The organism is Micromonospora sp. CPCC 206060 (assembly GCF_036906895.1).
GTDB lineage: Bacteria > Actinomycetota > Actinomycetes > Mycobacteriales > Micromonosporaceae > Micromonospora.
The window spans coordinates 1-1,444 of record NZ_JBAKHU010000222.1 but is presented as its reverse complement, the minus strand read 5'-3'; the positions used below and the strand labels follow the sequence as shown (position 1 = coordinate 1,444).

Annotated in this window: 3 protein-coding genes; all 3 read left to right on the top strand. The window is 66.4% G+C overall.

Annotated features, from left to right (window positions below; genetic code table 11):
• Positions 1 to 578 precede the first annotated feature (578 nt).
• From V6U90_RS33380 to V6U90_RS33370, 3 genes are read left to right on the top strand one after another with little or no spacing between them, the layout of a single operon-like run.
• Entirely contained in the window at positions 579 to 767 is a 189-nt protein-coding gene (locus tag V6U90_RS33380; protein ID WP_334445163.1) for a LysR family transcriptional regulator, read from the top strand.
• Positions 768 to 782: 15 nt separating this feature from the next.
• On the top strand, positions 783 to 926 hold the full coding sequence (locus tag V6U90_RS33375) for a hypothetical protein (protein ID WP_334445161.1): 144 nt from the start codon (positions 783 to 785) through the stop codon (positions 924 to 926).
• A gap of 29 nt (positions 927 to 955) precedes the next feature.
• Positions 956 to 1,237, top strand: coding sequence for a hypothetical protein (locus tag V6U90_RS33370; protein WP_334445160.1), 282 nt, complete (start codon positions 956 to 958; stop codon positions 1,235 to 1,237).
• The last annotated feature ends 207 nt before the right edge of the window (positions 1,238 to 1,444 follow it).

Below are 1,444 nucleotides of genomic sequence, written 5' to 3'. Positions count from 1 at the left end.
CACGGACGAACCACCTGAAACGACCACTACGCACAGTTGCAGACCGTTACTCGGAAACCTTCAGTGTGTCGCGGGGGCGCAGGGTGAGGTCTTCGGGCACGGCTGTGGTTGTCGAATCCATGCCCCCGAAGGCCCCACGGTGAGTTTCTACCTGGTCTGCGGCCAGGCCGCCGGGTAGCGCCGCCGCCCGGTGGCAGGCGCAGTGCCAGGTGCGCCAGGGGTGACGCAGTGCGCTTGCAAAACGCCGCGCCTGGCGGAAGCGCTGCTTGGCTGTCCAGGGAGGTTGTCGCGTGCGGACGCTTCGACATTTTGTTGAACCGCTCGAACAGGCCGACGACCGTCTTGGCGTGTAGCTTTCCTGCGGCTGGCGGAGTGCTGCGGTCCGCCACCAGCGACTTCCCGGGTCGGCGAAGTGTGGCCCTCGCACCCGACCCTGATCTGGCCTGGTCGGGCGGATCCGGGGTGCTCGGTGGGTGCTCGTGCGACGAGCATCCCCTGACGTCCCGCCCTTACTTCGTCGGTGATGTTCCCGGGGGCGTACGCGGGCGTTCACCTGGCCGTGGTGGCATGCCCGGGTTATGGAATTTCGCTACCTTGAGGCGTTTCGCGCGATTGCAAAGGAGAAGCACTTCGGCCGCGCGGCGCAACGGCTGTTCCTGGCCCAGTCCTCGGTGGCCCGGCTCGACGGCCCGCTGCTGGCGGTAGGCGAGTTGGAGCAGGTCGTCGGCGGTGTAGTGGTCGAGTTCGCGGAAGCCGGCCAGGGATAGCACAGATTCGGCGTCTTGGATGCCGCCGCAGTGCTGGATGAGGTCGCCGATGGTGACGTCGGGAATGTGGAAGCGGGGCAGGATGTCGCGAACGGGCCGATCCAGGGTGAGGATGCGGTCGCGGGCGGCGCGGATTTGTTGAGCGACCTGACAGGGTAAAATCAGCGCCCCCGTCCACAGGAGCTGTCATGAGAATATCCCGCATGATCCTCGCCGTCACCACGGCCCTCGTCCTCGCCGGCTGTGGTGGCGGACACCAGGGCAACTGGTCCAACGAGCAGCTACTGAAGGACGGGGCCGCCGCGGTCAAGCGCGACCTCGGTAAGGATGTGACCCTTCAGTGCGAGGGCGGTCTCACCAACCGGCAGGGCTCGTCGATCCGCTGCAAGGGCTCGGACGGTATGGCCTACATCATCGACGTGAAGAGCGAGGGCGAACTTCGCGCCAGCGGCGGCACCCAGCAGTTCTAACCTGGGCTGCGGCTTCCGGGGCGGGCTCTGGCCGCCGCGCTGCCCCACCGGGCGGCGCGGGCATTACGGTCTCAAATAGACCGAGCAGAAGGTCGGGGCCCGCCTCAAGGAACCGCCTGCCGCGCGACCGTCCGTACCCGGCTTTGAGAGGGCGTTTGATAGGCATTCATGTTTCCGGTTTGATGTGTTTTGCCGCTCGATCATCGG